Annotated in this window: 16 protein-coding genes; 7 read left to right on the top strand and 9 right to left on the bottom strand. The window is 43.6% G+C overall.

All coding sequences use genetic code 11. From position 1 onward, the window contains the following. Positions 1-81 precede the first annotated feature (81 nt). The 3 genes from V5G28_RS03645 (at position 82) to V5G28_RS03635 (ending at position 4,236) form a co-directional block, all read left to right on the top strand. Positions 82-2,187 carry a M3 family metallopeptidase gene (locus V5G28_RS03645; protein ID WP_332993538.1) on the top strand — a complete coding sequence of 702 codons (2,106 nt, stop codon included), beginning with the start codon at positions 82-84 and terminating at the stop codon, positions 2,185-2,187. 44 nt (positions 2,188-2,231) lie between these two features. Then, positions 2,232-3,044, top strand: a complete 813-nt coding sequence (locus V5G28_RS03640) for a DUF928 domain-containing protein (RefSeq protein ID WP_332993536.1) — start codon at positions 2,232-2,234, stop codon at positions 3,042-3,044. Positions 3,045-3,384: 340 nt separating this feature from the next. Continuing rightward, a complete protein-coding gene (locus tag V5G28_RS03635; RefSeq protein WP_096563134.1) occupies positions 3,385-4,236 on the top strand; it encodes a universal stress protein in 852 nt (283 codons plus the stop codon). A gap of 75 nt (positions 4,237-4,311) precedes the next feature. Here V5G28_RS03635 and psbM read toward each other — a convergent pair whose 3' ends face one another. Both psbM and V5G28_RS03625 read right to left on the bottom strand, forming a co-directional pair. Next, on the bottom strand, positions 4,312-4,425 hold the full coding sequence (psbM, locus tag V5G28_RS03630; protein WP_041033332.1) for a photosystem II reaction center protein PsbM: 114 nt from the start codon (positions 4,423-4,425) through the stop codon (positions 4,312-4,314). 142 nt (positions 4,426-4,567) lie between these two features. Beyond that, entirely contained in the window at positions 4,568-4,864 is a 297-nt protein-coding gene (locus tag V5G28_RS03625) for a 2Fe-2S iron-sulfur cluster-binding protein (RefSeq protein ID WP_332993529.1), read from the bottom strand. 489 nt (positions 4,865-5,353) lie between these two features. On the opposite strand from V5G28_RS03625, the gene V5G28_RS03620 reads away from it, so the two are divergent. Both V5G28_RS03620 and V5G28_RS03615 read left to right on the top strand, forming a co-directional pair. Continuing rightward, complete coding sequence (locus V5G28_RS03620) at positions 5,354-6,505, top strand: hypothetical protein (RefSeq protein ID WP_332993527.1); 1,152 nt, start codon at positions 5,354-5,356, stop codon at positions 6,503-6,505. A 41-nt stretch (positions 6,506-6,546) separates the two neighbouring features. After that, the gene (locus V5G28_RS03615; protein WP_332993523.1) at positions 6,547-7,431 is read left to right on the top strand and encodes a hypothetical protein; all 885 of its coding nucleotides are present in this window, start codon (positions 6,547-6,549) and stop codon (positions 7,429-7,431) included. A gap of 394 nt (positions 7,432-7,825) precedes the next feature. Here V5G28_RS03615 and V5G28_RS03610 read toward each other — a convergent pair whose 3' ends face one another. The 4 genes from V5G28_RS03610 to V5G28_RS03595 form a co-directional block, all read right to left on the bottom strand. Then, a complete protein-coding gene (locus V5G28_RS03610; protein WP_017318155.1) occupies positions 7,826-7,963 on the bottom strand; it encodes a photosystem II reaction center protein K in 138 nt (45 codons plus the stop codon). 267 nt (positions 7,964-8,230) lie between these two features. Next, entirely contained in the window at positions 8,231-9,376 is a 1,146-nt protein-coding gene (gene tgt / locus V5G28_RS03605) for a tRNA guanosine(34) transglycosylase Tgt (RefSeq protein WP_332993519.1), read from the bottom strand. A gap of 134 nt (positions 9,377-9,510) precedes the next feature. After that, complete coding sequence (locus V5G28_RS03600; protein ID WP_336229603.1) at positions 9,511-10,743, bottom strand: RNA-guided endonuclease InsQ/TnpB family protein; 1,233 nt, start codon at positions 10,741-10,743, stop codon at positions 9,511-9,513. Positions 10,744-10,901: 158 nt separating this feature from the next. Continuing rightward, complete coding sequence (locus V5G28_RS03595; protein ID WP_096563129.1) at positions 10,902-11,354, bottom strand: hypothetical protein; 453 nt, start codon at positions 11,352-11,354, stop codon at positions 10,902-10,904. 584 nt (positions 11,355-11,938) lie between these two features. Between V5G28_RS03595 and cobS the strand changes: the two genes are divergently transcribed. Further along, a complete protein-coding gene (cobS, locus tag V5G28_RS03590; RefSeq protein ID WP_332993512.1) occupies positions 11,939-12,724 on the top strand; it encodes an adenosylcobinamide-GDP ribazoletransferase in 786 nt (261 codons plus the stop codon). 43 nt (positions 12,725-12,767) lie between these two features. Here cobS and V5G28_RS03585 read toward each other — a convergent pair whose 3' ends face one another. After that, a complete protein-coding gene (locus V5G28_RS03585; RefSeq protein ID WP_073633210.1) occupies positions 12,768-13,229 on the bottom strand; it encodes a PPC domain-containing protein in 462 nt (153 codons plus the stop codon). 162 nt (positions 13,230-13,391) lie between these two features. Next, positions 13,392-14,063 (bottom strand): ComF family protein, encoded by a 672-nt coding sequence (locus V5G28_RS03580; protein ID WP_332993509.1) that lies wholly within the window; start codon positions 14,061-14,063, stop codon positions 13,392-13,394. Positions 14,064-14,318: 255 nt separating this feature from the next. Here V5G28_RS03580 and V5G28_RS03575 point away from each other — a divergent pair, with 255 nt between their 5' ends. Beyond that, positions 14,319-16,643, top strand: a complete 2,325-nt coding sequence (locus V5G28_RS03575; RefSeq protein ID WP_332993507.1) for a cytochrome-c peroxidase — start codon at positions 14,319-14,321, stop codon at positions 16,641-16,643. A gap of 215 nt (positions 16,644-16,858) precedes the next feature. Here the strand turns inward: V5G28_RS03575 and V5G28_RS03570 are convergent, their stop codons facing one another. Beyond that, complete coding sequence (locus tag V5G28_RS03570) at positions 16,859-17,368, bottom strand: GNAT family N-acetyltransferase (RefSeq protein WP_332993504.1); 510 nt, start codon at positions 17,366-17,368, stop codon at positions 16,859-16,861. Between the last annotated feature and the right edge of the window lie 66 nt (positions 17,369-17,434).

Genomic DNA, 17,434 nt, shown 5'->3' with positions numbered 1-17,434 from the left:
GAGAAAGATCTCGCTACATTGGATGATATATAAAGAAAAATCGCTTTTAGGTGCGTATTGAACCGCTACTCACACAAAACTATGAGTACAAATGCCATTATCTCAGAGAATCCCTTACTAAAAGGCTCTGGCTTACCTCCCTTTGGGGAGATTAAAGCAGAGGATGTCGTGCCAGCATTCAACCAACTCCTGGTAGAACTAGACAAGGAACTTGCTACTATAGAAGCTCATGTAGAGCCTACTTGGAGCGGTTTAGTAGAACCTCTAGAAACGCTGACCCAACGCTTAAATTGGAGTTGGGGCGTAGTCAGTCATCTGATGGGTGTGAAAAATAGCCCTGAACTTCGCGAAGCATACGAAACCGTACAGCCGCTGGTGGTACAATTTTCTAATAAGCTGAGCCAAAGCCAACCAATTTACAATGCTTTTAAGGCAGTCCGTGCAAGTGATACTTGGGCAACATTAGACTCGGCTCAACAACGCATCGTAGAATCTGCTATCCGAGATGCAGAACTTTCTGGTGTTGGCTTGCAAGGTGAAGCACGGGAAGGCTTTAACGCCATTCAGATGGAGTTGGCAGAACTTTCTACCAAGTTTTCTAACCACGTGCTAGATGCGACTAAAGCCTTTAGCATGACACTGACAGCCAAAGAAGAAATCGACGGTTTACCCCCCAGCTTGCTCAGTTTAGCAGCACAAGCGGCACGGGCTGCGGGAGAAGAAAACGCCACTCCAGAAAATGGTCCTTGGCGCATCACGTTGGACTTCCCCAGTTACGCTCCTTTCATGCAGCACAGTACCCGACGTGACTTGCGAGAAAAATTATACAAAGCCTTTCTCACCCGTGCTTCATCGGGCGAGTTGGATAACAACCCGTTAATTGAACGCATTTTAGAGTTGCGTCAAGAACTGGCTCAATTACTCGGCTTTAAAACATATGCTGAATTGAGCCTAGCCAGTAAAATGGCTAAGAGTGTCGAGGCAGTAGAGTCTTTGTTGGAGGAACTGCGCTCTAGCAGTTATGATGCTGCTGTCAAGGAATTGGAAGAACTCAAAGCTTTTGCTGCATCCAAAAGTTCCCCAGAAGCAAAGAATTTGCAGCACTGGGATGTCACTTTTTGGGCAGAACGTCAACGAGAAGAAAAATTTGCCTTCACTGCTGAAGAATTACGCCCTTATTTCCCACTTCCTCAAGTGCTGGATGGTTTGTTTGGACTAGTGCAGCGGCTGTTTGGCGTAAATATCACTCCTGCTGATGGTCAAGCCCCAGTTTGGCATGAGGATGTGCGTTACTTCCAAATAGCAGACGAAACGAATAACCCAATTGCCTACTTCTACCTAGATCCCTACAGCCGTCCAGCGGAAAAGCGCGGCGGTGCTTGGATGGACATCTGTATCAACCGTGGTAAAGTTACAGAAAATGGGGTAACGACTACCCGCTTACCTGTGGCGTATTTGGTGTGCAACCAAACTCCCCCAGTAGATGGCAAGCCTAGCCTCATGACTTTCTCTGAAGTAGAAACTTTGTTCCACGAGTTTGGTCATGGCTTGCATCATATGCTGACCAAGGTAGACTACAGCAGTGCAGCAGGCATTAACAATGTTGAGTGGGATGCTGTGGAATTGCCCAGCCAGTTTATGGAAAACTGGTGCTACGACAAACCGACTTTGTTTGGTATGGCGAAGCATTACGAAACTGGCGAACCTTTGCCAGAGCATTACTACCAAAAGCTATTAGCAGCAAAGAATTACATGAGTGGTAGTGGTATGCTGCGGCAAATTCACTTTAGCATTGTTGACATAGAACTGCACCACCGCTATCGTCCTGGTAGTGGGGAAACTCCAAAAGATGTGCGATCGCGCATTGCCAAGACCACAACTGTTTTACCACCACTCCCAGAAGATTCCTTCTTATGTGCATTTGGACACATATTTTCAGGTGGTTATTCGGCAGGTTACTACAGCTACAAATGGGCTGAAGTATTGAGTGCTGACGCGTTTGCAGCTTTTGAAGAAGCTGGTTTAGACAACGAACAGGCTATAAAAGCTACAGGAAAGCGTTATCGCGATACGGTGCTAGCTCTTGGTGGTAGCAAACATCCAATGGAAGTGTTTAAGTCGTTCCGGGGTCGCGAACCCAGTACTGAACCTTTGCTCAGACATAATGGCTTAGCAGTAGCGGCTTAACTGGGGAGATGAGGGAGATGAGGAAGATGAGGAAGATGAGGAAGATGAGGGAGTATTTTCTCCCGCCACTTCTCCATCTCCCCCTACTCTCCTTACTTACCTTGCTGTTAAGCTTGCCTTTAGCGACTTACGCACAAACTTCTAACCCACTAATCACCAAGCAAATAACACAAAGCGATAACCGCAGCAAGCAGAAAAGGGGTTTTCAAGTAAACATCCCCAAAAAGGGTCTACCAGGACGCCGGGAAAATGGCGGTACACGTAGAGAAAGTTGTATGTCCGGGGAATTACCACAGTTGGCGTTACTGCTACCGCCAACTAATATCGGGTTAACAACCGCCGCTTATCCCCGGTTTTTTTGGTACACGCCCAAAAACGCGGCGCAAAAAGTAAATTTCACTCTCCATAAGGTAAACGAGACTGGTCAGCGAACTTTAGTTTACAACACGACTTTTCAACCCAGTCGCGAATCTGGTGTAACTAGTCTCGCCTTACCCAGTCAAACAATTCCACCTTTGGAAATTAACCAATTATATCAATTCTCTGTGTCCTTAATCTGCAGTCAGGATACTTCGCCCAATTCTGTCATTACTGTATACGGTTGGGTACAGCGGGTTGCCGTCAGTAATAATGTTGAGTCCACTCTTAAGCAGTTCACTCCTAGGGAGCGAATTTCAGTCTATGCTGAACAAGGTCTATGGTTTGACCTAGTTTCAACTCTGGCTGATCTACGTGCTTGCAACTCCTCTGATACCACCCTATTGGCTACCTGGGTTAGCGTGGTGAAACAGACAGGTTTATTTAAAGCAGAGGCGATCGCCCAACAGCCTCTTTTGCAAAAGTGTTCTTCACCCTAAGCCCCAACCTCCACCTCAAAATAATAGAAGAACAGCGAACAGCAGATTTGAAATTTTTGTTAAAAAAATTAGTACTTCTTTGCAATACTTAACTAAGTCATTAATTAAAAATAGTAAACATAGATTAAAACTAATAAATTTAATAATCATTCGTTAAGTTCATCAGTCAGAATTGAGGGTAAGCTGAAATCAAGGAAGCCTAGTTGAAAATTTAGGTAACTAGGTGCAAATAAACTTAAATGTCGGTTGTCATTTGTCATTTTTTTCATCAGTATATTAATGACTCATGACTCATGACCAATGGCTAGTTCCCAAAGCAACCTGAACAACAAGACGTAAGATGATAGAAAAAATTTTGCTAGCTGTATCTGGATTGGGGCATGCAGAAGAAATGCTCAAAACTTTGACAGAAGTGCCATCAATCCAACGGTCAAAAGTTACAGTTTTGCACGTTGTTCCCGACCAAGTTTCTGCTGAAGCCATGACAACTAAATGGGAAGAAGGCGGCAAAATTCTAGCGAATGCGATCCAGTATTTGAACTTAGATCCCAGCAAAGTTTCTTCGATTTTAAGGCAAGGTGACCCTAAACGTGTTGTTTGCGAGGTAGCTGACGAAATCGATGCTGACTTGATTATTATGGGTTCACGCGGACTCAAGCGGTTGCAATCGATTTTGTCCAATTCAGTCAGTCAGTACGTTTTCCAATTATCTTCTCGCCCCATGTTGCTGGTTAAAGATGACATTTATGTCAAAAAAGTTAACCGCATTATGGTGGCAATGGATAGCTCTGATGCTGCAAAAAATTGCTTGAATTTGGCTTTATTCCTGCTGCGAGATATTAAGGGAGGGGAGTTAATTCTGGCTAATGTTAATACGGATTTACGCGGCAAAGAATCTGACACAACACAAATTAGTCCAGAACAAAGCCCTGTTTTAGCTGCAGCTTTTTTAGAAGCTAAAAAATATGGTGTACAAGCCCGTTGTGTCACCAGCAGTGGTAAAGCAGGTGAAGAAATTTGTCGCTTGGCAGATGAGTGGAACGTAGACTTATTATTGCTCGGTTCTCCGGATCGGCGTCCTTCAATTGCCAAGAATTTGGTAGATATAGATCGACTTTTGGGAGCTTCTTTATCTGACTATGTTCGAGTTAATGCCACCTGTCCAGTATTGTTGGCAAGGACGGTAAGTTAGGTACTGCGGTTCATAAACAAAACCCCTACATTTGTTGTGTAGGGGTTTTTATTTAATGGACAAAACAGGTCTTAACTAATCTTTTTTCCCTTCGCGGCTAGCAGTTTGAATGTAAAGAATGATTAAAAAAACAGCGGGAACCAAAACGAACAAAATGCTCGCCACGAACCCCAGTTCATTAACTTGCATGGAAAGAAAGCCTCTCTATAATATCCAGTCAACAACTTTAGGATACCACTATCACGGCTTCAACGAGTTATTTATTACGGGTTCAAAGTCTAAGTTAAATATCTTTTTTAACCCTTGACTTTTAACTCTTGATTATTTACCGTTAAGGCTTTGTTACCACGCTAACTGGACCATTAACTAAGGTTTGACAAGCAAGACGGCAATTTTCTGGCTTTTTCTTCAATAATCGATTTTCTACATCTGTGCGGGGCGAGAGATTTTCCATTCCTTCGACGACTTCGACAACGCAGCAGCCACACTGACCGTAGCCTCCACAATTCATCATCTTGCCAAACAATTTATATATATCGATGTTGTTTTGTAGGGCTTTCTCCCGCAGATTCGCACCATTTGCCGCCACGACTTCTTGATTTTCTTTAACGAATGTGATGTTACCCATATCTGATACCTCGTTCACTGTAAGCCTGACTGTAAAGGCTAAGTTTTGACCTGCCTTAAGAAAATATATTACTTATTATATTATTTTCTTGCGTAATGTTAAGAAGCATTAATTTTTAACCAAGACTATTCTGCAAACAGGAGGACAGGGGAAGCAACTCAGATTCCCACTTCTTTAAGAAGTCGGGAATCTTGTTGTTCAGGATTGCCATATTAAGTGTTTTCACTGAAAAAAAATTGATTTTTTGTAGCTATTAAGTATTCTCCCTGAAGCCAAAGAAAAAAAATACGTTTACAAAGGACAAACAATGACTTCATCAATTTACTGGATTTAACGGTTTCGCATTGAACTTGCATCTTTTCAGCTTTAGGCAAAACCCTTAAATTCACCTGTGTTCGTCATTAGGGATGATTAGGAGAATGAAATGTCTAACAGCTTTTTCGCAAGTTTTTAGTTTGATTGGTCAATCCTAAGTATCTTATATTTCTAATGACTAGAGAAAAAATACTTAATGCTACTGCTAGTCTCAAAGTTAAATATGCGCGGTGTATCTATTTGGGTTTAGGAATAACCTTGGCAACCGCCATTATGCAGACTACAACAGTAATCTTTATAAATGCAGCATTTGCTGCAGATGGTGTTCTAGACGTTTCTCCTCGTCAAAAAATAAATTCTACATCTGCTACAGAATCTGCTACAGATGATATTCTAGACATTTCTCCACTGCAAAAGTTGACTACTAAAGCAGATCTAACTGAAATGGCTGTTGGAGTTGTCTTATATTCCAACATGATACCAAAGGAAGATAAAGAATTTATCAAACCTAAAATCTCATCTGCTAAGCAATTCGCCCCAACCAAGCGAATTGCTCAAACAGATTCTTCCGGTGTTGTTGGCGACACTTTAGGAGAGATTAATAAGTTACGCCAACAACTTCTGATTGACCCTGTCCTTATAGAAGGCAGACCTCTAGGTCAAGCAGCGCCTGCTTCGAGTGCAGGGACTCCTACAGCTTATGGTGCAAGTTGGGGTCAAGCATATGTGGGTGTTGGAGGATATTTACCTTTTGATGGGGATAATATCGATGGTTCCGCATCTGTTGGTTTTGGTTTGGGAGACGCGGTTGAATCCATAGGTGCTGAAATCAATGTGAACGTTACTAGCTTAGGCGGTCAAAATTTTGACTTTGGTGAAAGTGGAGGTATTGGTGTAAAATTACATAAGTACTTTGCTGATGGTACAGCAGTCGCTGTTGGCTGGTCAAATCCCGTAAAATGGGGAGAAGTCAACAATGCAAAAGACACCTTTTATGGTGTCGTGACTAAGTCATTTTATTTAAAGCCCAATAATCAATTGCCTTTGACTGTTTCTCTGGGTGTTGGTACTGGGAGTTTTCGTTCTAAAGGGGCTATCGAAGCAGGTGAAAATTCTGTGAATTTTTTCGGTAGTGTAGGTTTACGAGTTGCTCCTCAAGTCTCTGTAGTCAGTAGCTGGACTGGAAATAGCCTTAACGTAGGTGCTTCCTTTACTCCTTTGCGAGAAACCCCCATAGTCTTCAATGCTATTTTCACGGACGTAACTGACAATCTTGATGGAGGTACTGGTTTAAGCTTGAGTGCAGGCTATGTTTTCCAGTTCTAACTTCTGAGTTTTGTGTAAATTAAAAAGTTAATGCAGCGGCAATGAACAAGCAAAAATCTCGCCTCAGTTTGGGTTTTTTACTCTTGTTTGCAGGTAATCTTATTAGCGCTACACCCTTAAAGGTCTACGCTGGTCAGAATGTTGTTAACGGAACTAGCACAGAATCATCCTCCTTCTCTGGCGATAGTTTTAATCGTACAAATCAGTCAGCACCTACTCAACCAGTACCTGGTACCAATGTATCAGTTGAGGTAAACGGTACAATTAGTATTCCACAGAAAGTTCAACAAAGTTTGAATAATGTGGCTACCAGAATAATAGACCAAAGTGGCTGTGGTGACCGAATTAGCACTGGTTTTTGTGTTGAAACTCCAAGAAGTACTGTGGTCGTCATCCTAGTGCGGGGAGTTGCTGCTAGTACAGCAATTAGTAAGGTACAGACTTCTTTATCTAGTTCAGGAATTCCGCAATCTCTAATTACAGGGCTTGTGAATAACGTAGCAGGTTTATTAAAAGGCTTTGATTATGTAGCAACGCCCGGTGTAACTGTTGCTGGATTACAACCAGTACAGCTAGTCGCTAATAATCAGCTTGCTCTAAGTGGAGAAAAATACAATCTAGATGTTAGTCAATTGGATGCCACTATTGAGACTTACAATAACATTGCTCTTACAAGCAACACAGTGCTTGTGAATAACGTAGCAGGTTTATTAGAAGATTTTGATTCAGAAGCAACCCTAGGAACTGGATTACAACTAGTAGGGCTTATTGTAGATGTTAGTCAATTGAATGCCGCTATCAAGGCTTACAATAGTATTGTTCTTAAAAGCGATGCTGAAACTCTTAAAAAGCTTTCCAATAACTTGGAATTTGTAGAAATCGGTCGTGTTCTCAAACAATTAAGAGCGGCGCTTAAAGCTAGCTAGTACCGCTTTGCAGAATTCACGCATTCAAAATTTAAAATTCAAAATACCTACACCATAAGCTTTTCGTCAATCTTGTAGACGCGTAGCGGTGAGACAGCGCTGCAGGAGGGTTTCCCTCCGTAGGCGACTGCGAACCCGAAGGGCTTCCCGTAGGGTATGGTAGTTTCATTTCCGCCAACTTGTACTAGTGAGAACTTATATATAGCAATCCTAAATCATTCGTAAAATTCTCTGTTCTCTCTTTTCTTGGCGCTCTTGGCGTCTTGGCGGTTGATAATTTTTACCTATCAAATAGGACTGCTATAGATTTATGGAGGGTGGACATTGTCCACCCTCCATAATGCTGTCATTTTTCCATGATGGTGGGGGATGCGATTAATCGCGTCCACCAATTTTATCTGAAACCAACGGCTGCTTGCCAAACGAAAGCCAGCAACAAGAAGAACACAGGAATGAGTGGTAGAACATCTACCAGCGGGTCGAAGATTTGGTAAGCTTCAGGTAGTTTTGCTAATAACAATGCTGCTTCCATATTTATTAAATCCACCTATCCAACACAGCTTTCACAAGTATCATGAACGTTCTCTACGTCCAATAGGAACGTAGTTTCCTGACATCGCTACCAGGAGTTCCTGCTTCTTCGGATGTTCCAGACATTCGCATGAATCGAGTGCCGAGTAACAATTACCTCCACAGGCAGCACCACCGTAGTTCCTACGGTTGTACGAAAACATTTATCAAAAACATTGATAAATATAATATCAGAATCTTAACATCCCTCTCATCCTTGCCCAAAGAATTATAAGGAATTCCTGCTCACTGTTTCACCTGATTGCGGTGTAGGAGTGAGCCATTGGGCAAATTTTGTGGCAAATTGGTCTTCTAATATTGCCTCTCGTATCCTTTGAGTAAAGCGAATGAGTTCGGTGATGTTGTGAATGCTTAACAAAGTGTAAGCCAAAATTTCTTGCGATCGCACCAAATGAGACAAATATGCACGGCTAAAATTTTGACAAGTGTAGCAAGGACAAGTTTCATCTAGAGGCGTAAAATCTTCACGAAACTGTGCATTCTTTAAATTCCACCGTTCGCCTTGCACCATCGCTGTACCATGTCTCGCCCAGCGAGTAGGAATCACGCAGTCAAATAAATCGACACCTGAAGCGATCGCGATCGCCATTTCTCGAAAGGTACCTACACCCATCAAGTAACGCGGCTTTTCTGGTGGGAGCAGCGGTGCTGTCGCTTCCACAATTTTTGCAATCAGTTCTGGCGGTTCGCCCACACTCACACCACCAATAGCATATCCGGGCAGATCCAACTGTGCTAAAGCAATAGCCGCAGAGGAGCGCAAATCAAGATGCACGCCTCCCTGTACAATACCAAACAAAGCCTGGTCACTGCGTTTATGTGCCGCAATACAACGTTCTAACCAACGGTAAGTCCTCAGCGTTGCTGCTTCCACATCTTCTCGAGTTGCTGGGTACGGCGGACACTCATCAAACGCCATGATGACATCCGCCCCTAAAATATTCTGAATCTCAATCGAGCGTTCTGGTGTTAAATTAATAATTTGACCATCATGAGGTGAGCGAAACGTGACACCCTCTTCACTGATTTTTCGCATTTCGCTTAAGCTGAAGACCTGAAACCCACCAGAGTCAGTCAAAATCGGACCATTCCAGCCCATAAATTTGTGCAGTCCTCCACCTCCAGCCACAATTCTTTCACCTGGTTGGAGGTGCAAATGATAAGTATTGCACAATATCATTTGTGCTTGTGTATCCCGCAGTTGAGCAGGAGTGAGAGTTTTGACATTTGCTAGCGTCCCCACTGGCATAAATCGTGGGGTTTCCACCGGACCATGAGGGGTTAAAAAAATCCCGGCTCTAGCTTTCGTTTGGCTACAGCTGGTCAGACGTTGAAAAGAAAATTTTGCTTTCAAGAGACAATTAACCTTTATCAAACATTCAGCAACGCTCATAGCCTCAAAGGCGAACCCGCCCAGGCGAAAAGCTCCTCAACGTCAGCTTTTTAGCTAACTGGTTATCCTAATTTAGCTGTTTGACACTCCCCGCTCTAAAGAGACGGGGATTCTTGGTTCGTTGACTCGCCGTTAGACGACAGGTTTGCACCAATCGCCCAAGAGGGCAAATCTCCCCAAGCGTAAGTTCCCGTGTGCCCCACGGTACGTAGACCCCGTGCCAGGATGTTGATGGCTGCGTTCACGTCCCTATCCTCCACAAATCCACAATGTGGACAGACATGAGTTCTAGTAGATAGAGACTTCTTCACCTTCTGGCCACAATTAGAGCAATTCTGGCTTGTGTTATGGGGAGGAACAGCGACTGTTACCGAACCATATTTGTGACCAAGATACTCTAACCATGACCGGAAAGTTGACCAACCAGCATCAGATATTGACTTAGCCAGATGACGATTACGTACCAAGCCCTTCACATTTAAATCTTCATAGGCTACCAAATCGTTAGATTGGATGACGGAATATGCAACACGCTTGCAATATTCTTTTCGTTGCCTACTTACTCTTAAATGCTTACGGGCATATCTTTCTCGTGCTTTGTGGTAGTTGGTTGATTGTGGTTGTTGAGCCTTCTTCTTTTTGGGGTCGTACTTCTTGGATTTTTTGCGATTAGCACGATTTAATTGCTTAAGAGATTTACGGTAAAACTGGGGAGATTGCTCCACATTGCCTTTATCATCAGCAATGAAGTACTTCAGTCCCAAGTCAATGCCAACTACTTGACCTGTTGGCACCTTTTCAACCTTGAGGTCAATATCAACAGCAAATTGAGCGTAGTACCCGTCAGCACGACGTACTAACCGGACACGCTTAATCTGCTTGATGTCATAGTAATTAAGGTCATAGGTTCCTTTTAATTTCAAGGTTCCTATCTCTTTTTTGTCTGAAAAGGTTATGGCTTTTCGAGTAGTAGAGAGTTTCCATCCTGACGTTTTGTATTCAACAGAACGACAATGTTTTTTAAATTGTGGGAACCCTTTTTTCCCTTTAACCTTCTTTTTGCAATTATCGTAGAATCGCGCTATTGCACTCCAAGCTCGCTCCGCCGCAGATTGACGAGCCATTGAGTTAAGTTCATCCGCAAAGGGGAACTCGGCAGCAAGGACTGCACAATGTTTATTCAAGTCATATCTATTCAAACTAGTACCCTTGTTATCCATCCAGAAGCGTAAACACTTGTTCTGAATGAATTGACTAGTACGGATAGCATCGTCTATTGCCCTATACTGCCTGTCTTTTCCCTTGACTTTGAACTCGTAAATTATCATTTTGGCTCGACCTAACCAACTTTTTCTTTATGTTAACACGTTTCACATAAAGCCGTCCTAAAAGGACGGGGTTTTAGACCCAAATTTTTGATAAAGAGATTTTTTACTAAAGAATGGTCAAAAAGCTGATAAATGAAATGCTGATAGCTGATGGAGCTTTAGAGTAAATCTGAATTATCGTCGTCAAATTCTGCATCCCATTTTGCTGATAGTACCTGCTCCATCATCACTTCTATATCGTTGACATTCAAGCAACGTTGTTGTCGCTCTTGCAAGGGAGTTGACAGAGGAATCAGTCGCAGACACACCCCTTCTTGCACTAGGTCAAAGTAAGTTTGTTTTTCTGAAGACTGTTTCAGTTCCAAGTAATCAAAACTGTGAACATTCAGGTAAAGAGCATGATTTGCGACTAGGGTAGAACGTTGTGGATTGGCAAATACTTCCATAACATCCCCTTCACCCTCGCTCTGCAACTTACCTGCGTAAGTGTAGATGTAGCGGACACGACCTAAATCCGTCAGCAATCGCCGCATATCAAGCTTATTTACAACCACGCCTGTACTGATAATGCACGGGGCTGGTATCTTTGCGTTAGGTAGATGATGGTTCATAATTAAATAACTTCAAGAGGGCAGGTGAGATATAACACAGCAAAGCAGTCAAAGCTACAGCTTTTTTTATCCCCTACATTTTAATCAAATATCAACTCTGTAGAGCGAATAACTCAAAAGCTGTGATAACTGGTTTTTAAGAAACAGCACTGCTAAACTGCCAGTGAACTAAATTTTGACTGCCTAACCCCAGCATAAAAGTGTTAATCCTATACAAAATATTTAACTTTTTATACTGAGATCAGAATAACAAAATTTTTTGGATAAGTTTCTCATAAATGGAAATCTTATTTAAAGCTTTAAAAATTAATGCCTCTGTATGTTGCTCAATTGTCAGTATTATTCCTTAATTGGCAAAGACAGGGAATTGTTAATTTATTTAAAGAAGAACTCAGAATGCAATCAGTGGGGAATTGGAACCGGGTACTCATTAATGAACTACCAAATTCAAGATTTGGTGGGGCTTGTACCGTCCTACTTCGCACTTCATATCTACAGAACTGATGTTGAATCCTGATATCTAAACTTCTTTTATCCTTCTGAGTTCTGACAACTGAGTTGTGCGTCCTCTTTTGGTCAAAAATATGACGAATTGCTTTCAGTGGTGGAAACAACTGGTGTTAGATATAGCAGCATCTCTTATATTCTATACTAGCATTCCCCTACCTTACATAAACGGGTTAGACTTCACGAAAGTGGCGCGGTTTGCCCCGCAAATCGGGCTAATCATTGGAGGAATTTTAGGGTTCTTTGATGTCAGTATGAATTATTTCGGTGTGCCAACGCTAACCCGCAGCGTATTGGTGGTGTGTCTTTGGATTGCGATTACTGGTGGACTACATTTAGATGGAGCAATGGATACTGCGGATGGATTGGCAGTGGGTGATCCAAAGCGGCGACTAGAGGTGATGGCAGATAGTGCGACAGGTGCGTTTGGAGCAATGGCAGCAATTGCCTTAGTATTAATGAAAACAGCGGCTTTGACGGATTTAGAGAAATACCGTTGGTTGGTTTTGATGGTTGCTTGTGGGTGGGGACGTTGGGGTCAACAAGTGGCGATCGCCCAATACCGATATCTAAAACCTACTGGCAAAGGCGCACTTCACAAACAAGCGATTCGTTCCTACAAAGATTTGCTACCAGGGCTGTTATTGATGATGAGTTTGAGTGGTTTACAAATACTGCTAGACAAAAGTTTCTTTTTCGCCTTAGGAATGATACTCGCTGGAAGTGCGATCGCCACTCTAACTGGTGCTTGGTTTAACCATAAATTAGGTGGACATACAGGAGATACCTACGGCGCAGTCGTTGAGTGGACTGAAGCTTTATTTCTTTGTATACTAACCGCTTTGGAAAATCATGAATTGTAAATCATAAAAAAGTTTCGTAATTCATAATTTACAATTCATAATTTCATTTAACTGCCTGTAGCCGTGTGACCTTAAGTTTAAAAGCTCCAACGCCAGTTTCTCCAAAAGACCGGACGCGAATGACGTAATTACCTGTTTCCGTGATTCGGGTAAAAAGTAGGGAATTGCTGGTACCATCAGGACCATCGTCATTTTCCGCCAATGTTGTTCCATTGGGTCCCAGCAGTGTGATGATACAGTCAAAACTGTCAGACACCAGATCAACCGCCAGATTATCGCCCTTATTCAACTTCACCATGTAATCACGGGCAAATCCGCCTTGACCTGTGGGAATGTCTTTGTCAGAGAGTGTATCACTAATTTCATTACCGACAGGTATAGAAAGTGGATTATAAAATTTATTGGCTTGAGCGAATGCTGCTGTTGTACCTATACCAATAGCTAGTAACGTGGCAGGAATGATTGTGACTTGTTTCAATCCCACCGCCAAACCCTTATTTATCATTCCAAAGTCTATTCCCACAAAAACAGAGTCATCTGGTTAATTATAGTTTTCTTAAGCAGAATTTGCCTATGCAGGGACACCGTAGGGAGTAAGAATTCACGCGGCATTCAAAAAAATAATACCTACATAATAACTTACTTATCACGATAGGGCTTTGCGCTCCTACACCTTTAAAGTAATAGCAGATGCTGCTAACCCTACAACTTTCATTCCAGCTTGATTGAGTGTTTCCATAGCAGACATAGCAGTCGCACCCGTTGTGTAAATGTCATCGACCAAAAGCACCGCAACTTCTGGACGGCGACGAAAATCTTTGCCTATTCCAAAAGCTTCAGTTAAATTTTTGGCTCGCTCTGAGGCTGATAAAGAATATTGCGCTTCAGTCGCTCGCACTCTTGTCAAGCCATTTTGTTTCAATTTTAATCCAGTTGTTTCGCAAAAACTTTGCGCTATCAATGCAGCTTGGTTATATCCCCGGTCTTTTTGCTTATTAGCGTGGAGTGGGATAGGAACAACCACAATCTTCTGCTCGTAAAGGGGCGCATGCAATAGCCATGCTTCTCCTAAGGATTGACCCAAAGGACGAGCAATTTGGGGTTGGTTTTCGTATTTCATTGCAGCGATCGCCCGTTTAAGGATACCGCCATATCTCCCCCAAGCAAATACTGGTAGGGGGTCTTTCCACAGAGAACTTGGGTCTTTTAGGTGACATTTTTGCAACTGTCTGGCACAGTTTTGACATAAGTCCTGGGACGTCGGACGCTCGCAAAGGGGGCAGTTGGATTGTAGAAAAAGGTTGAGTAAGCCTTTTAAATTTTGAGTCCAGTTTTTCATCTAGGGTGAACAACTCCCTTCTACTGTAAGTGATACTTGAATCAAAATGTATAAGTGTAAAGTTTTGTAAGAAATAATTTATACTTTGCGTAAATTTTCTACGTGGATCTGAAAAATAAGTAGAGCCATAGTTTGTTTCCTATGGCTTCGATTAGGTTCTAGAAACCCTGTTTAAAGCAGCACATATTGTTGCAACAGACTACTAGCATAAATTGACTCAAATTTTGGCAAAAAACCAGAAAAACAGAAAAACAAATGAGCAATGCTAGAAAAAATAGCCATAGCGGCTTGCCTGAGTTAGAGGAGTCCAAAGACACCCAAAAGGCAAGTAGGAGAAGGGATTATTCTGCTTTCCCTTTTATCCATCTGCTATCAAGGCTTTTAGAAATAACACAAATTATTGGCATCTGGGCAGCGGAGATGCTAAGAGGACGCAATCACCTAGCATCCAAATTGTCTTGGAGCACGAAAATAAAAAGGGGCACGACAATTGCAGCTCTAGTGACGGCTGCAATTTTAGCCGGGCATACTGTATCGGCGCAAGTAACAACTGATCTGCGTCCGCTGAGCCAAATCACGGTTCCCGAACCAGATAATTTAGGGGATTTCATCAAAGACAAGACAGCCGCGATCGCCTTAGGAAAGTCTCTTTTTTGGGATATGCAGCTTGGCAGCGATGGTATCCAGTCTTGCGCCAGTTGTCACTTTCATGCTGGAGCAGACAACAGATCCAAGAACCAGATCAGCCCAGGTCTTTTGGAAGACCCTAAGACCTTCAATACGGGAGGTCGCCCGAACTATCAGCTGACGGCAGCAGATTACCCATTCCATAAGCTGGCAGATCCGAATAATAGATCCTCGAGCGTTGTCTCTGACAGTAATGACGTCACTGGCTCGCAGGGGGTTTTCAGATCAGAGTTCGTTGACGTGGTTCCTGGGAGTGACAAGGACAATGTGACGCCTCTAGAGGATCTAACCTTCAATGTGAATGGCACGAACGTCCGCCAGGTAACGCCCCGCCATACACCGTCGGTGATCAATGCGGTGTTCAACTTTCGCAACTTCTGGGACGGACTGGCTCAAAACACCTTTAACGGGGTGAATCCCTTGGGATTGAGAGACCCCGATGCTTTTGTTTTGAAAGCAACCAGACCAAGGCGGCTAGAAGATGTACGAGTTAGTCTCAATAATTCGTCTCTAGCTTCACAGGCAGTGGGACCGCCGCTCAATTCCTTGGAGACGGCGTTTGAAAACCCACCCTTCGCGCCCTTGGCGCCGTTTATTATTGAGGAGTCCGAAGCAGAGGATACGGTTAGGGTGTTCGACCAACAAGGTCGGAGTGTTGAGAATAACCCTGATTCGGAGCCACCATCAACGGATGTTGACTCGTTAAGGCAACAACTTCCGGCGTCAAATCCGACGCCTTTGAGAAGGATCGGTAGGAAACTAGGTAAGAAGTTCCTTGCCCTGCAGCCCCTTGCCAAACAGATAGTCGCTTATGATGACAGTGTTTTAGGTCGTTTAAGCAACTCGTCCCGTAATTCGCCCAGACGTGGTCTGAGGAAGTCTTACGAGGCGATGATCCGGGATGCTTTTAAACCGGAGTGGTGGCGCTCAAATATAGTCATCCGAGTCAACCCACAAACCGGCGAGCGAACCTTCTTGCGTAAGCCAAGAAACCGCTTGACCACCATCGAATACACGCAGATGGAGTACAACTTCTCGTTGTTCTTTGGGTTGGCAGTTCAAGCCTACGAATCAACATTGGTGTCTGACGATACACCATTTGACCAGTTCTTAGCCAAGAAGCCTAACGCCCTGACTGAGCAGCAACAGCAGGGGTGGACCATTTTCCAGAATAGTGGGTGTATTGGCTGCCACGGTGGCTCGGAATTGACGACTGCCTCAGTGAGCAGCGTAGCTCAAAGCGGACGAATCAGACGTCTGCAGATACCTCCGACGAACCCGGTGCAAGACACGGGTTTCTTTAGTATCGGCGTCAGACCCCCCAGCGAAGACCCTGGTTTGGGTAGTCTTGATAGGAATGATCAAGACGAATTCGGTAATCCGCGAGGCAATCCGCTGTCAGAGGTACGGCTGGCTCAGCAGGGGAAATTTCAGCAGCTCCTTGGCGAAGATCCCCCTATATCGGTTAGTTCTAGTGATACTGTGATTGCAGACGGAGCCTTCAAAACACCAGGTCTCCGCAATATAGAACTCACTGCCCCCTACTTCCACAATGGTGGTCAGGCAACCTTGGAACAAGTCGTTGATTTTTACAGTCGGGGCGGAGACTTTGGCGGTTTGCGAGTGTTGAACCTGGAACCAAAGGATAAACAGGCGCTGGTTGCCTTTTTGAAAGCGCTGACTGATGAGCGAGTCCGCAATCAAAGAGCGCCCTTCGACCATCCACAGCTATTCGTTCCTAACGGACATCCAGGCGACCAAAACTCCGTCACCATCGACCCCAACGTGCAAACACAAAACGGCGTCAAGCAAGCTACGGATGCTCTGTTGGAAATCCCCGCTGTCGGTCGTAACGGTGGCAATCCTCTGCCGAACTTCCTCGCAACCTCTTAAATAACAGTGAGCAATCCCACCTCTGAGATTGACCTTGAATCGTGCTAACTGATGAAAAGCCTGGGAAACCAGGCTTTTTTAATAGATTTCTTATAAAAGCTTGCAAAAGTGTGATCAATGGATATTTAGAACCACAGATGCACACTAGTTAATTATCTGTGTCCATCTGTGTTAATCTGTGGTTTGATTTTCTCCTTTCTTTGACTTGTGCAAGTCTAATAGAGAACTTTGACATACACTCTATCGCAACGAGCGGTTTCTACACCTGTTGCCCTTTGATACCCGTTGCTTTCATACAGCTTGACTGCTTCGGTCAAAACACTGGCGGTTTCAATCCAAATTTGCTGAAAACCACGGGCTGCGATCGCCGCTTCTAACTGTTGTAGCAAATATTTACCCAATCCTAAACCCCTCACGCTAGGTAAAAGATACATTTTGCGTATTTCTACGGCTTTTTCCCCTCGTGTGATCGGGTAATATGCCCCAGTACCCACAAGTTGGTTTTGGTATTCGATTACCCAAAACTCTCCCCCAGTTGCTAAGTAGTATTCTTCCACTTGCAGCACATCTCGGTCTGCACCTTCTGGTTCCCAACCCAAACCGTATTCTGATAATACAGACCGGATAATTTCAGATGCGGGAGCGCGATTGGCTTTGCCACTGCCCCTTGGGCAATCGCTCTGTTCCCAGTCACGAATCAAAAAATCCTTATAGTAACTTTTCATTTGCAATAACAGTATCAAAACCTCTAGACAAAGAACTCCATCCCCTCATAAGGATTTTCCTTTGCT

Origin of the sequence: Scytonema sp. PRP1 (genome assembly GCF_036697665.2) — a bacterium.
Lineage (GTDB): Bacteria > Cyanobacteriota > Cyanobacteriia > Cyanobacteriales > Nostocaceae > Kalymmatonema > Kalymmatonema gypsitolerans.
The sequence above is the reverse complement of the archived record's forward strand: the minus strand, read 5'-3'. Positions and strand labels throughout refer to the sequence as shown.

Excerpts from the sequence above, each read along its gene's own strand:
- V5G28_RS03640 (WP_332993536.1), top strand. The coding sequence starts at position 2,232 with ATGAGGGAGTATTTTCTCCCGCCACTTCTCCATCTCCCCCTACTCTCC.
- V5G28_RS03645 (WP_332993538.1), top strand. The coding sequence starts at position 82 with ATGAGTACAAATGCCATTATCTCAGAGAATCCCTTACTAAAAGGCTCT.
- V5G28_RS03610 (WP_017318155.1), bottom strand. The coding sequence starts at position 7,963 with ATGGAAGCAGCATTGTTATTAGCAAAACTACCTGAAGCTTACCAAATC.
- cobS (WP_332993512.1), top strand. The coding sequence starts at position 11,939 with ATGACGAATTGCTTTCAGTGGTGGAAACAACTGGTGTTAGATATAGCA.
- V5G28_RS03595 (WP_096563129.1), bottom strand. The coding sequence starts at position 11,354 with ATGAACCATCATCTACCTAACGCAAAGATACCAGCCCCGTGCATTATC.
- V5G28_RS03620 (WP_332993527.1), top strand. The coding sequence starts at position 5,354 with ATGACTAGAGAAAAAATACTTAATGCTACTGCTAGTCTCAAAGTTAAA.
- V5G28_RS03575 (WP_332993507.1), top strand. The coding sequence starts at position 14,319 with ATGAGCAATGCTAGAAAAAATAGCCATAGCGGCTTGCCTGAGTTAGAG.
- V5G28_RS03580 (WP_332993509.1), bottom strand. The coding sequence starts at position 14,063 with ATGAAAAACTGGACTCAAAATTTAAAAGGCTTACTCAACCTTTTTCTA.
- V5G28_RS03600 (WP_336229603.1), bottom strand. The coding sequence starts at position 10,743 with ATGATAATTTACGAGTTCAAAGTCAAGGGAAAAGACAGGCAGTATAGG.
- V5G28_RS03625 (WP_332993529.1), bottom strand. The coding sequence starts at position 4,864 with ATGGGTAACATCACATTCGTTAAAGAAAATCAAGAAGTCGTGGCGGCA.
- V5G28_RS03635 (WP_096563134.1), top strand. The coding sequence starts at position 3,385 with ATGATAGAAAAAATTTTGCTAGCTGTATCTGGATTGGGGCATGCAGAA.
- V5G28_RS03570 (WP_332993504.1), bottom strand. The coding sequence starts at position 17,368 with ATGAAAAGTTACTATAAGGATTTTTTGATTCGTGACTGGGAACAGAGC.
- V5G28_RS03585 (WP_073633210.1), bottom strand. The coding sequence starts at position 13,229 with ATGATAAATAAGGGTTTGGCGGTGGGATTGAAACAAGTCACAATCATT.
- V5G28_RS03615 (WP_332993523.1), top strand. The coding sequence starts at position 6,547 with ATGAACAAGCAAAAATCTCGCCTCAGTTTGGGTTTTTTACTCTTGTTT.
- psbM (WP_041033332.1), bottom strand. The coding sequence starts at position 4,425 with ATGCAAGTTAATGAACTGGGGTTCGTGGCGAGCATTTTGTTCGTTTTG.